Source organism: Pseudomonas sp. FG86 (genome assembly GCF_057808775.1).
This window is the reverse complement of record NZ_JBMDIS010000061.1, coordinates 1-13,195: the sequence shown is the minus strand read 5'-3', so window position 1 is coordinate 13,195 and position 13,195 is coordinate 1. Positions and strand designations below refer to the sequence as shown.

Here is a 13,195-nt window from a genome sequence, read left to right as displayed (position 1 = left end):
GTTGCCGCCGCTGGATCCGGGCAATCGAAGCGGTATTGCTTCGACGGGATTAGTATCTCAAACCTCGCTCATCGTGTCAACTATTTGTAAAATTATACTTTACTAAAGGTTCCTATTCTCGCGTGCGAGAAATTGCCCTTTCGACTTGACGCCGCCGCTCTCCTGGGCTGCTCCGAGGCTGAGTGTTGCGAGCGGTAAACAAACGCTTTTCAGCGCGCTCGCGCAGCGGACGCAGCAAGACCCTTCGCCCTGGAGCGCGCTGCCGGTGGTGGTCTGCTCGTCAGCGTCGGTCGGTCGCGGTAAGCCCGGACTATCCAGAGCTGGGCCGCGTGCAATGGGTCGTGGAATACCAGAGGGAGCTTGCGACCGAGGATATGCCGCGAAAGCCCGTTGCAGGCAAGGCACGGCGGCGGATAGGCCATTGGGGCGTCCGCTACCGAGCGATGATGATGAGCCGCCTAGAACGCGGAAGGGCGGTCACGCCGTCCTGCGGACGGCGTGTAGGCTGAAGGCCTGATAGAAAGCGTCAGGCTTGGGGCATTTAGAGTAAATACGGGTCCGCTATCGCTTTTAGAATCAGACTGGCAATGTCATTTTTCCGCTTTTGGTTCGGATACCAAACCCAGTAGGGACAAGAAAGCTATATCGGCGCATTTCTGCCAATTCGGATAGCCACTGGGCTTCACTATACTTTAATTTGCTCTCATTCCATCCATGCAAGACCTCTTGCAAGATGGCCGCTTCGCTGGCTTCGCGTCCCTCGATTAACAAATCATTCCACGCGCTGTACAGCGTAGCTACGCGCTCGCATCTACCGGTATCCCATGGACGCATCAATTCAATAAGTTCGTGAATCAGCTCGCGCTGTTCAGAGGACCATACTTCTTCATAGGCTGGACGGTGTGAGCCAGAGAGGATCAAAGGGCGATACTCATACCGCTTACCCTCATCCAATGCCAACTCCTCGAACCATTGATTTTCTTGCATACCCTGAATCGCTTGACTCATTAATGCCGGATCATGTGGACCTGCAGCATAGCGTTCTTCTCTACTTTGAATCTCTTTTAGCCGGGCAACATGCTCCGCCAAGGATATGACCTTTTGGAGTTTTACCCGCCCCATGCGCTTTTCACAATGGAGTTGTTGAACGATTTCTGCTGCTAGCAGAATTCTAGCTTTTTCTTGACCCATTGCTGCGTCGGCAGCTTTATCTTCAACATTCAATGCTTGTTCAACCAATACAGTTGCAATTTTTACATTGAGCTGACTTGCTTGGTTGAGCTTAACTTTTAATTGATCACACAATGTCATTAGCTGTTCGAGCTTAGCGATAATACGGTGCTGCTCCGCAACAGGCGGCAATGAAACCACCATGTTTTTCATAATTGTTCCGTTAACGTTAGCCTGGCCACATTGTTGCTTTAGGTGTGGATTGATTTGCGTTTTACGAAACAGAGGGCTATTCATTGAAAGATTTAGATAAGATGGCAACAGAAATTCTTTCAGACAACGGATGCGAATCAAATAAGAAGCGAATGTATATTGATTATCCTCTCCTGCGAAAATTCCAGTTTTACCGACTAGCTCAGCACTATTTGTTCTATTGTAAAGCAAATCATCAGCGACTAAATAAAGCTGCGGCAAGCCTTCAGTAACTTTACTTACTTTCATTTGACGACCAAGAATTACACGACCGTTCTGAATATCCCCCATTTTCAGTACTGGAACGCCGTCAGACATATCTGCGGTTTTTTCAGAAAGTCCATACTCTGTGCTAAGAGCCAAATCTCCAATTCTTGCCCAGGTCCAGCTGGAAGGTAAATTGAATGATTTTTCCTCTTCTGAAATTGGAGCTAATATTTTTTGCTTTTTTAGTTTGCCTTCTGAGACTAACAGTTGCTTCTTAATTTCGATCTTTTTTAACAGAGTACTAGCCAGTTCATCATCAGAATCTTGATGTACCAGTTTGCCCATCACTGCTAGTTGCTGCAGAGTTAATTTTAATGCTTCGATGCTGGATTCCGTGGTGAATATGGTGTCAAAATGCTCCACTAACCGCTGCCAGCTTCCAGAAAACTCAGTGGCGTTGCTGTCCATGGTCAGACTATCGAGCAGCGCTTGTACTAGGCGGGTGTGAGCACCTCCGGCGTCTGCCTGCTGGATTTCCAAGCGCTCACACAACTCCAATAGTTCATCGACTTTGGCAACAATGCGGTTCTGTTCCGCTAGAGGGGGTAGTGGAATAGCTATGGAAGCTAAAGTCTTGCTTGACATATTTGATATGCCAACGCCTTTTCTATACTTCGAAATTTCTCCTGAATAATTCAGTTTTTCGAAATATTTTTGTATATAGTAAGGCTGAATTCGCCCATAGAAGCGAGCACGATGTACATGATTTTGGAAGCAAATTGACCTATCTTGATCCCAGACTGCAGCGCGCCCAGCCTCTCCTCCTTCACAGATCAATAAATCGTTTTTGATAGCAGTACAACGTTCTAAAGCACTTTCCTCAATAAGCATTTGACGAACGTTATCAAGCTCAAACTTTCCCCAATATAGATTGGATGTTGTTATGTAGTCCCTAGCAACACCAGAATTTCTGCCTTTATCTAGGGTTTTACCGGAGTTGTGCTGAGCGATGTCGCCGAAGCGGACCCATCTCCATGTGCTAGGCAAATCATACTTATGGTTGTCTGTAATATCAGGTGATGGTTCGCTGTATTTCTTTCGACCAGAAACGTCTTGAAACTTCTCCTGGGCAATCTGCTTAAGCAACTCGCAGATTGGTTCATCAGAAGGATCTTGCGGTACTAGTTTGCCGCGCACGGCCAATTCCAGAATTAGCTCGCGCAGTTTCTGGATGCCATTGGACGCACCGGCCAGCAACGGCAGCTTGTCTGTGAGCATCTTTGTCATACTTGGCGCTCCAAGGCTTCGGCCAGCATAATTTTAAGCTGGTTACGTAGATCGTCGATTCCTTTTTGCAATTGTACATAGTCATGTAGCAGTTCATCCGGGTCATGGCTAATCTTCTGGCCAATATGCGGGTTCTTGCAGTCCAAGTTCCAGTTGCGGGCCTGCAGTTCCTCGAAGCTGACCTTCCAAGCAAACTCATGTTCCTTTCGTGTGACAAAGCCATCGGCCTCGCTACCCCACCAGTCTTCCTCGACTATGAACTCTTCGACACGCATGGGGCGAGTCTTGGAGTAGTTTTTTACACCTTCCGGGTATTGATGTTCGTAAAACCACACATTCTTGGTCGGCGTGCCTTTAGTAAAGAACAGCAGGTTGGTTTTGATGCTTGTATAAGGACTGAACACGCCGTTTGGCAACCGAACGATGGTATGCAAGTTGCACTCAGTCAGTAGCTTTTCCTTGATACGGCTTTTGATGCCCTCACCAAAAAAGAAACCGTCAGGAAGTACTACAGCGGCGCGCCCACCTGTTTTTAACATTTGCATAATCAGCACCAAAAACAGATCAGCTGTTTCTCTGGTGCGAAAGGTTGCAGGGAAGTTGGTTTCGATGCCGTCTTCTTCCATACCACCAAATGGTGGATTGGCAACTATGCAGTCTACACGTTCTTTTGGCCCCCAACTGATGAGTGGGCGGGCGAGGGTGTTGTCATGACGGATCTGGCTTGGTACTTCAATACCATGAAGGATCATATTTGTGGTAGCCAACAGATGTGGCAGAGGCTTTTTCTCTACACCGAAGATACTAGCTTGTAAAATACGCTCGTCTTCTGCGGTTTTCACATAACGGCTGCGTTTATGCTCGATGGCACACGTGAGGAAACCGCCAGTACCACACGCTGGGTCCATGACCTTTTCTTCTAGCTTAGGATCAACCATACGCACCATGAAATCGGTGACCGGACGAGGTGTATAGAACTCACCTGCATTACCAGCGTTTTGCAGATCGCGTAAAAGTTGTTCGTAAAGATTACCGAACTCGTGGCGTTCCTGAGCTTTATTGAAGTCGATTCCTTCTTGGACTTTATTGATAACTTGGCGAATCAACTGCCCAGACTTCATATAGTTATAGGCGTCTTCGAACACGCCACGCACTACAAAGGCCGATGGAGTATTGCTGTATTCATGTAGATTTTGAAGCTGTGGGAACAAGTCGTTGTCGATGAAATTCTTCAATTCATCCCCTGTTATGCCTTCGGCGTCGGCTGCCCAAGTACGCCAGCGACAGCTTTCGGGGATAGGAGAACGATAGTCGTCATTGAGCAGCTCCCATTCCATTTCTCTGTCATCGAAAATTTTCAGGAACAACAACCAGACTAGTTGGCCGATGCGTTGCGCATCACCGTCGACACCGACGTCTTTGCGCATGATGTCCTGAATGGATTTGATGGTGCTGCTGATGGACATGGAATTCTCTCGGACGTGCTACGACAAAAGCGGAGGATTGTAGAGCTTTGACACCTAGTTGTGGTGTCAAAGCGTCGGAATGAGGCTGGCCTAGCTGGCGTACAATTCATCTTGCAACTCATGCACGGCCTTGGCATAGCCCGCTTTGCCACCGAACCCTTTGACCAGCTCGATGGGGGCTCCGATCTGGCTGAACGGATCAAGCTGAAGGATTTTTATGTCTTCAATATGTTCGACGCCGGTATCGGCATATTTGTCGAGCAGTGCTTCCAACACCTGGCGCGAGGCGCCGGAGTACTTGGCGAAATAGTTGCGTTTTTTCACCTGATCCGCTCGTTCTCTACGCGAAAGCGCAGGCTGATCAAAGGCCACATGACAGATCAGGTCGAAGGGATCGAGCGGCTTGCCCTGTTTCTTTTCAACCTCTTCGGCCAACGCCTCCCAGAGAACGCCTTGGGCGGCCATCTCTTCGATGATGACCTTCTTCTGCTCACTATCCGTCCAGCGGCGAAGAAAATCGTCCAATGACGCGAACTGTTTTTTTACGCATGCACGGGTGTAATCCCGTAAGGATTCAGTGATCAATTTGCCATCAGGACCGTAGTACTGAATCCGCTCGGCGATTACGTAAACTGCTACGTCAGCAATGACATACTTGATGCGAGGCGCTCGTTCGTCATCACCACTTTCCAGAGGTAAGTCATCGGAGCCGTCTATAGGATTTGATTCGTCGTAAGATGCATCGATATCGTCGCCGTCGTCATCTGGAGGAACCGGATTCCCCTCTTCCCCTGGTTCATAGATTTGCACAGGATCACCATCGAAGGCAGGGTCAGCAAATAACTCAGTGGCCTTTTTGAAGTCCATGATGGTGAACCAGTACTTACCATGCTCCTCATTGATCCGGGTGCCGCGACCAATAATCTGCTTGAATTCCGTCATCGACTTGATGTGTTGGTCGAGCACGATCAGCTTGCAGGTCTGGGCATCAACTCCTGTGGTCATCAATTTGCTGGTGGTGGCGATGACCGGATAACGCTCTTCGGGATTGATAAAGTTGTCCAGCTCGGCCTTGCCTTCTTGTTCGTCGCCAGTTATGCGCATGACGTATTTGCGATTCTCCTTAATCCTGTCGGGATTGAGGTTGGACAGCGCTTGGCGCATGCGCTCGGCGTGATCAATGTCGTCACAAAATACGATGGTTTTCTGAAAAGGGCCGGTGGCCTTGAGGTAATCGGTGACCTTTTGCGCGACCTGGTAAGTACGCTTCTCTAGCACCAGATTGCGATCCATATCCTTAAGATTATAGATGCGGTCCTCGATCAATTGACCATGCTTATCTACCTGCCCTTTATAGGGTCTCCAACCCTGGACATCGACGTTGAAATCGATGCGTACCACTTTGTATGGCGCAAGAAATCCGTCTTCAATCCCCTGCTTGAGTGAGTAGCTGTAGACAGGATCGCCAAAATAGTAAGTGCTGGAAACATCCTTCGTTTCCTTCGGCGTAGCAGTGAGGCCGACGTGAGTCGCACTGGAAAAGTAGTCGAGAATCTCGCGCCAGGCTGAATCCTCAGCAGCGCTACCACGATGGCACTCGTCGATCACTACCAGGTCAAAAAAGTCTGGAGTGAACTGTTTATAGATGTTCTTTTCTTCTTCGTTACCCGTAACTGCCTGGTACAGCGAAAGATAGATTTCATAGGACTTATCGATTTGACGTTTGCTGATCTTGGTCATGGCCGCGCCAAACGGCTTGAAATCGTTGTTTTTGGTCTGATCAACAAGAATGTTGCGATCCGCAAGAAACAGGATGCGTTTCTTCTGCTTTGACTTCCATAGACGCCAGATAATCTGGAAGGCGGTGTAGGTCTTGCCGGTACCGGTAGCCATTACCAGCAGGATCCGCTGCTGCGACTTTGCTACTGCCTCAACGGTGCGGTTGATGGCGTTGGTTTGATAGTAGCGCGGAATACGACCTGACCCATTATCATAATAGGGCGCTTCGACCTTCGTGCATGCCTCGCCTTGCAGCCCTTTCCATTGACAATATCGCTTCCAAAGTTCCTCAGGACTGGGGAATTGGTCAAGGCTTAACGTCGTCTCGACTTGTGAACCGGTATGGCTTCGATCGTGAAACAAAAAACCATCGCCGTTGCTGGAGAACACGAAAGGCACATCCAATGCTTCCGCATATCCTAGCGCCTGCTGCATGCCTGCACCGATTGAGTGCTTGTTATCCTTTGCCTCAATCACTGCGAGCGGTAGGTTTTTTTGATGTGATAGGAGGTAATCGACACGCTTACGTTCACCACGACTATGTAGTTTGCCGCGAACCATTACACGACCAGCGGTGAATCCGAACTCTTCCAGTACCTGTTTTTGGACATCCCAACCTGCCTGCTCAATAGCGGGACAGATGAATTTGGTACAGATATCCCGTTCGGAAAGCGATTTCTTGTCCATAGCCCCAATTATCCTTCAAGGCGGCAGTGCCGCTACGTGCTGGCACTCTGATGGTGCTCAAGTGATGGTCAATGTACATTGTTTAGCGGTGATTTGGACTCCGCTAGGGGCATGAAAGCTTGGAATTTGGTGCGCATAGCCCTCTTGGACTTGGTGAAGGAGGAGCTTAGGCACTGCAACACCACCAGAGACACGGCGCCTTGTTTACTGTATGTCCATATAGCACTCTAAGGTTTTAGATAATGACTATCACGATCTGCGGAACCTTAAGATGGGGTAGGGGAACTGTCCGGGCTGCAAGCGTTCCATCGGCGCCTGCCATCAGCTTTAGAAAGTAAAATGCAATTGAATGGGTTTCTGTGCATTCCACTTCCTAGCCTGTAGAATATCTGGATGGATTTTTGCTCCTTCGCAGAAAACCTAGAGACCCGCTAGCATTGCCGTGCTGCGGGTTTCGTCGTTTTTAGGCCTTCTCATTGTCTGTGATCGACGGCAAATCAGGCAGCATGCCCTCCAGTGTTTCTTGAACTGGTGGGGTCATGCCATCACCGGCAGGCAACTGCATATCACCTGGTGCCATGACCGGCGCTTTTAGCAGCTTGCCGGTACCAAGATCGCTTTGATCTTCCGACGACACCAGCACTCGCGCATTGAAACGCGCAAACCTGATGTTTTCTCGGCTATCAGCCCAAGCGATTCGGCTGTTGACCACGTACGCCAGTGCGCCGCCCCGATCACTGCCGAGCCTGATGGTTTGAATCCACGCCTGATCGATCAGCACCGACAAGGCCCGCTTGGTGGTCGCGGTCGAGGTTTCCATCAGCTTGGCCAATGTGGCCTGGCTGGCGATCAGAGCACCGCTCTTGTCCATGTTTGCAACTAGGATGTGTAGCAGCTGAGCAGCACGCGGAGCGTGCGCTATGAGCTGTGCCCAGGCTTCGTGCCCAGCACGCTCTGTCTGCACCCACGTCCCGCGTGGAGCCGGCTGGTGTAGGTTGCGGATTTCCTCAGACATTGACCCTCCTGTCAGATCATCCAAGTTGTGTTCGCTATCTCTCAAACTTGCTCGATAGCGTGCAAGAATGAGCCAAGGGTAGCTCACACCGTGCTCTATGGGTAGATCAAATTTGTTCGCTATCTCACAGGCTTGTCAGATAGCGCGCAAGAAATGAGCTAGGGGTAGCTCATGGCTGTTTGCTATCGAGCAAGGATGAGCCAGGGGTAGCTCATGGTTTGGGGTAGCTCATCAGGTGAGCTAGGTTAGGTCACGCACTATGAGCGAGGTTGGTTCATCAACCGTGACCGAAGGTTCGCTCATATGTTGAGCTACCTACTGCTCTACAAGCCCCGTAAATCAAGGGTTCGCAACTCCTGCCTCTCATGATCTCTACCTGTCACCCTCTGCCTCTGATGTTAATCAGGCAAAGTCGCCTGCGGCAGCGGCCATTCGTAAGCGCCTGACAGACTACGGCTGCGCCTTCGCTAGTCAGCCACTTCCGACCGGCTCAACTGGTCACGGATTTTGAGCACAGTGGTTGTCGAGCATTTCGCGTGCCTGGCTGCAGCACGAATGCCAAAGTTCGCAGCGAGCAGTTCCCGTACACGTTTGTGCAAGTCCTGGTCTGCAGGACGGCCCTTGTATATGCCTCCCTGTTTGGCCTTCGCGATTCCCTGTGCTTGTCTCTCTCGACGCTGTTGATAGTCCTTGCGAGCGATAGCGGCCATCATTTCGACCATCATGTTGTTGATCGCTGCCAGCATGCGGCTGGTGAACTCGTCGTTTTGGTTCGTTCTCATTGCCAGGTGGCTGGTTGGCAGATCGAGGGCGACGATTCGCAAACCCTTTGAATCAATAGCGGCCTTGAGTGTTCGCCAGTCAGGATCCTCCATCCGCGATAATCGGTCGATGCTTTCGACAAGAAGAACATCCCTCTTCCGAGCATCTTTGAGCAGGCGCAGCAATTCAGGCCTGTCAGCTTCTGTGCCGCTGACGTTCTCGGTGTATGTGCTCGCAACAAGGTGTCCATGTTCAGCGGCGAATTGCTCCAACGCTGCATTGGCCCGGTTTGCATCTTGCTCGACGGTCGAGGCGCGAAGGTATGAACGGATGAACATGGTGGACTTCACCTCGTTGTATCAGTTTGAGTGTTCACTTATTGACGTATCAAATTAGGCGTACCAGTAATCGAAGTAAAGCTCTGAGTGATGTACTCAAGGCTGTTTCAGCACGGGTATGCCCTAAAAATACACACTGGGTTCAGGTAGTGGGATTGATCGCAACCCAGCACTTGGCACCGTTGTAATCGTCACCACCTTCAGAGATGAAGACATGGCCAGCCTCGTCTACGGCATAAGCGCCGGGGCGTTCGTGACTTGCGTCCCGCAAGCAGTTTTTCCATCCATACACGGCATCTTTCCAGATCAGCACTACGCCGCCATGGTGATCTTGGTTGGCTGCACGCCATTGAGTGGCGGTTGTGCGTAATGCCTCGATAAGCTGACTCATGTTTTTCCCTCCGTTAGATCAGCTGTTCCTTCAATCTCGATTTGATCCATGTTGCCGTTCCAGCGCTGCCCCTCGGCATCGATCACGTTGACTCGTTCGGTGGCCAGGTCTAGGGCAATGATCTGGCCTGTGCCGAATGAGGTGAGATCGGTCTGAAACGTCACTGCTCTACCAATCAAAGGATGTTGCTCACTCAGTTCCATGTGGCTGATCTCCAAAGGGAGGCGAGGGCTATGAGTTGCGGCGCCGGTGAATACGATCCAGAGCGGGGAATGAGTCGCGAACTTTTTGTTCATGTTTCAGCGATTCCCCGCGAGCGTCCAAGGCTGCTTTCACTGGGGCAAGGATTCTGGCAGCTTCTTCCGCGCCTTTCTCTTTCACCAACTGCTCATGCCCGCGTGGGTCAATGGCTTCACGTTCTACCCGGGCCTTTTCGAGGGCTTCAAAAGCTGCAGCATCTGCAGCTACTGCGGCGTTGATCTCGGCGTAGTGACTCTGGCGTTTCGCTGGGTCGGGTTGAAACTCTTTAGCGAGTTCGAGATCGGCCAACAGCGAGAGGGAACGGTCAATGCCGTTGAGGGACTTCGCCAGTGGCTCCAGCAGCTTGGCGAATGCTTCGAGGGTCTGTTTGTCGGTCATGCTTCGTGATCCTTCTTCGTCATGGATTTGTTTTGCCAATACTTCAACCGTTCTTCGTCCGCCTCTTTTACGAAACGATCGATCATCTGCTCTGGTGCGCAGATCTGCGCATAGGCCCAGCCTTCGGGTGCCTGGAGCATATAGGCTGAATAGATCTTGTCGCGGATGGCCATCGCTCGCTGTTTGGTCAGCCCGTGAGCGGTGGCCACGGCGACCAGCTTTTTGCCTTCGACAAGGATTTCAAAGGCGACGTCGAGGCTACGGCTGTGCATCTTGGACTTGCTGCGAATCCGCTCGAAGTCTTCGAGCGGTATCCGTAGATCCTGGTCAATGGTGCGGCCAGTCATTCTGTTGGCTTCCACTGTTCAGCGATTTGTTGTCGGGCTTTTTCCAGCTCTTGGGTGAGATATTCCTTTTCGGCCTCCAGAGTCTTTACCTGCTCGGCCAGGACGGCGTTCTGTTCTTTCAGCACGTCGAGTTCTGTGTCTTCGTCCGTGTTGGCGGCAGGCTTCGCGGTCTTGGCTTTGCCACCGGGTTTGATCCTCAGTGCCTTCGTGGTGCGAAGCTGGGTGCGAACCTCGTTGCGCAAATTGAGGTCGGGATCTTCTTCGGCGCGCTGCACCAGCTCGACGGCTGCGGCTTGGTCAAGCCGTTCAAGTCGGGCCAGGTCATTGACCACGGATATATCGGCAGTGACCCCGTTCTGTACGGCTGTGCGGCTCGCGCCTGGCTGCTCTACCGCATCAAGATAGGCGAGGCGTTCAGCAACCCAACTGATGCTCTTTTTCCACTCGTCAGCGACGGCCTGCAGGGTGCCCAATTCCTCTTTGTCTCCTTTGAGGGCAAGGGCTACCTCAAGCTGTGTCAGGTTCTCGCGCTGGACGTTTTCAGCGCGTTGAATCCGTTTCGCTTGGGCGTCAGTGAGATCGCGCACAACGGCTTCAAGCAGGAGGCCTTTGAGCGCGCATGAACGCTGTCGGCGTTCACCGGCTACCATCAGATATTTGAAGCCGCTTTCAGGATTCGGGTGAGGCCGGAGGATGGCAGGCTCTGCCTGACCGTTCTGCTCAATGTCGTCGCCCAGCTCCATCAGCGACTCTTGAGTGAAGCCCGGATTCTGTTTCCCCCGGATCTGTGGCTTGCACTCCACTTCACCAGGGTTGACCTTGATGATGCGCTCGCCTTCCTGAACGGCTTTCTGCTTTTGGAAGTCAGACAGCTTGTTGACTGCTCCCCCGAATGCGTTCGGTTTCTTTGTCGTAGTCATGGGATCTCCCTCAAGCCGTGAAAACTTTATCGAGAACAGCCTTGCAGGCCCGTTTCATTTCTTTCCCGGCTTCGCGCTGGCTACCGCTGCGAGCTTTCCACCAGACGGGATTGCCTGCGGCCAAGGCTTTGTTGATGCAGGGCCGGTAAATGATTTGTTCAGCAAACATCGAGTCCCCGTAGGCTTCGCGCAAACCGGGGAGGGCATCAATTTCTTCTGGTGATCGGCTGTTGACCAGGTTCGGCAAGTAACCCAAGAACTTCAGTTCCGGGTTGTACCGATCCTGCACAGTCTCGATGGTGTTCATCAGTTTCGGCAGCCGAGCCAAGGTGAAAGCACTGATGTTGAAGGGGGCGACCACCGCGTCAGAAGCCGTCAGAGCGGCGACCATACGACGCTGCAGGTTGGGTGGGGTGTCGATCATGCACAGGTCAAAATCACCGGCAAAGCGTTCGAGGGCAGGCCGCAACTGGTGAATTACATCAAGAGGCATATCGTCCACATCGAGCAGCGGCACGTCTGCTTCGATCAACCAAGTGTTAGGGCCAACCTGGCGCGGCTGATAACCGTCATGATTGCCGGTGAACAGTTGACTGGACATGAGGTAGGGCGTTTCATCACCGTCCTCTAGAGCGGCAAAGAACTGCGACAGGTCGCCTTCATCGAGGTCGACAACCAGCACACGCTTCCCTTCTTCGGCTGCATAGGCGGTCAAGTGACACTCCACGGTGGTCTTGCCTACACCGCCTTTCTGATTCGCTACAGTGATGATCTTCATGTGATCTCCGGCTGGTCCGATAGTGGAACATGGGGCAAGTGTGCAGGCGGTAAACCCTTCAGTCAACCCCTAATAAGGGTTTACTTTGTTTTTCTCGCACGCGAGAAAAAGGGCGGGCAAACCGGCGTTTCTCGCACGCGATAAAGCCCTGATTGGCTGCTAGAATTCGCGCCACGCCGCTCCCTGGTAGCGCGGGGTCAGTTTCCTTGCGCGCTCTTTGGACGGCCAGGGGCTTGTCCGGGGCGGCTCCCGGCCAAGCCCTGTTCCCCCTTCCTATCACTACCGCTCGTCAGAGCTTTCCTCCGTAGTGAACAAAACAATATTCGTGCGGTCACACGCGCGGGCTGGTTTATTCACTCCCTTCCTTTCTTTACGCGTGGCATGGAGCCATCACACACGCGCTAAGCGGTAAACATGGAAAACCGTTTGAAACTCAATCACTTATGCGGAATTCACTGGTATCGAGCTTTGTTTCGAGGTTTTACCGTGCCTGTTATAGCGAACGGATCCAAAAATAAAACCAACGAAATGTTGATTTCGTGAAATGAAATGTCTAAAGTGAATCACGAAACACGGAAAACATCTTACGAAACTCGAAAGAGGGAAGAAAGGCGAGGTGGGATCTAGAAGAAAATCCTCGACAGCTCCAGTATCCGCTCTGTTTTTAGCGACCAGCTATCCAGAGGACATGATGCAGAGCCTAGATAAGAAAGAACTGACGGTTTTCGCCTTCGCTCAACCTGACTATCGAGTTCACTTAAAAGAACTAATTCAGAGCGACGGGAGGAAATGGATATTAATCATTGAAAGTCCATCTACTGGACAGATGTTCACTGTAGTAACTGCGTTAGGGAAAACCAGACTATTTAAGAATGCCGATACCGCTATCGACTTCATAAAGGAAACCTGCCCTAACAACCCTAATAACGTAATAACTGTAACGTACGGGGTTCCCCCGTCATGACATAGATGAGGCAAAGGTATGCAACTCGAATCTGGGAAAATGGTTTGTCATGAAGTAAAAAGCAACAAGCTTTCCTGGGCCACCCGGCTACAACAGAGCAAGGCTGTAACTTCCCTCCGTAGTCTGTTCGCGCAGAAAGGGGTCGTCTCAGAAAACGGAAAATAAAGCACGTTAAGCTCCAATTTCGCGCAGG

11 protein-coding genes are annotated in these 13,195 nt (G+C 51.3%); all 11 read right to left on the bottom strand.

All coding sequences use genetic code 11. The features are described from left to right. Nucleotides 1-576 precede the first annotated feature (576 nt). Nucleotides 577-2,916 (bottom strand): restriction endonuclease subunit S, encoded by a 2,340-nt coding sequence (locus tag ACODSV_RS26830; protein WP_489078360.1) that lies wholly within the window; start codon nt 2,914-2,916, stop codon nt 577-579. Next, nucleotides 2,913-4,382 carry a type I restriction-modification system subunit M gene (locus ACODSV_RS26825; protein ID WP_489046873.1) on the bottom strand — a complete coding sequence of 490 codons (1,470 nt, stop codon included), beginning with the start codon at nt 4,380-4,382 and terminating at the stop codon, nt 2,913-2,915. Before ACODSV_RS26825 ends, ACODSV_RS26830 begins: the two co-directional genes overlap by 4 nt. Nucleotides 4,383-4,472: 90 nt before the next feature. Further along, entirely contained in the window at nt 4,473-6,848 is a 2,376-nt protein-coding gene (hsdR, locus tag ACODSV_RS26820) for an EcoAI/FtnUII family type I restriction enzme subunit R (protein ID WP_198845172.1), read from the bottom strand. A gap of 463 nt (nt 6,849-7,311) precedes the next feature. Continuing rightward, a complete protein-coding gene (locus ACODSV_RS26815) occupies nt 7,312-7,863 on the bottom strand; it encodes a helix-turn-helix domain-containing protein (protein ID WP_134939437.1) in 552 nt (183 codons plus the stop codon). Nucleotides 7,864-8,330: 467 nt separating this feature from the next. After that, nucleotides 8,331-8,963 (bottom strand): recombinase family protein, encoded by a 633-nt coding sequence (locus tag ACODSV_RS26810; RefSeq protein ID WP_134939436.1) that lies wholly within the window; start codon nt 8,961-8,963, stop codon nt 8,331-8,333. A 142-nt stretch (nt 8,964-9,105) separates the two neighbouring features. After that, nucleotides 9,106-9,354: an antirestriction protein ArdR gene (locus ACODSV_RS26805; protein WP_130906395.1), complete on the bottom strand. Its 249-nt coding sequence runs from the start codon at nt 9,352-9,354 to the stop codon at nt 9,106-9,108. Beyond that, on the bottom strand, nt 9,351-9,557 hold the full coding sequence (locus ACODSV_RS26800; protein WP_134939435.1) for a hypothetical protein: 207 nt from the start codon (nt 9,555-9,557) through the stop codon (nt 9,351-9,353). Before ACODSV_RS26800 ends, ACODSV_RS26805 begins: the two co-directional genes overlap by 4 nt. Before the next feature lie 28 nt (nt 9,558-9,585). After that, on the bottom strand, nt 9,586-9,993 hold the full coding sequence (locus ACODSV_RS26795; protein ID WP_130906393.1) for a hypothetical protein: 408 nt from the start codon (nt 9,991-9,993) through the stop codon (nt 9,586-9,588). Beyond that, nucleotides 9,990-10,340, bottom strand: coding sequence for a TrfB-related DNA-binding protein (locus tag ACODSV_RS26790; RefSeq protein WP_130932316.1), 351 nt, complete (start codon nt 10,338-10,340; stop codon nt 9,990-9,992). Before ACODSV_RS26790 ends, ACODSV_RS26795 begins: the two co-directional genes overlap by 4 nt. Further along, on the bottom strand, nt 10,337-11,260 hold the full coding sequence (locus ACODSV_RS26785; RefSeq protein ID WP_134939434.1) for a ParB/RepB/Spo0J family partition protein: 924 nt from the start codon (nt 11,258-11,260) through the stop codon (nt 10,337-10,339). Before ACODSV_RS26785 ends, ACODSV_RS26790 begins: the two co-directional genes overlap by 4 nt. 10 nt (nt 11,261-11,270) lie before the next feature. Beyond that, entirely contained in the window at nt 11,271-12,038 is a 768-nt protein-coding gene (locus ACODSV_RS26780; RefSeq protein WP_130932314.1) for a ParA family protein, read from the bottom strand. Nucleotides 12,039-13,195: the final 1,157 nt, after the last annotated feature.